Consider the following 237-nt stretch of genomic DNA (forward strand, 5'->3'; position numbering starts at 1 on the left):
GATTGGTGGAGGCAGACGGGATCGAACCGACGACCCCCTGCTTGCAAAGCAGGTGCTCTCCCAGCTGAGCTATGCCCCCATTGAGTACAGATGACCTCAGGTGTATTACCGCCAGACAATGGTGGGTCTGGTTGGATTCGAACCAACGACCCCCGCCTTATCAAGACGGTGCTCTAACCGACTGAGCTACAGACCCCTGAGTCTGTCTTTAATTTACAGCCGATAAGCGTGAGCGCT

Annotated in this window: 2 tRNA genes; both read right to left on the reverse strand. The window is 55.3% G+C overall.

What is annotated here, in order from left to right:
* Positions 1–3 precede the first annotated feature (3 nt).
* Positions 4–79: transfer RNA gene (locus HWX87_RS37835), tRNA-Ala, on the reverse strand.
* Between the two features lie 40 nt (positions 80–119).
* Positions 120–196, reverse strand: a tRNA-Ile gene (locus tag HWX87_RS37840).
* Between the last annotated feature and the right edge of the window lie 41 nt (positions 197–237).

The sequence above is a fragment of the Burkholderia sp. BCC1644 genome (assembly GCF_902833225.1).
Classification (GTDB): Bacteria; Pseudomonadota; Gammaproteobacteria; order Burkholderiales; family Burkholderiaceae; genus Burkholderia.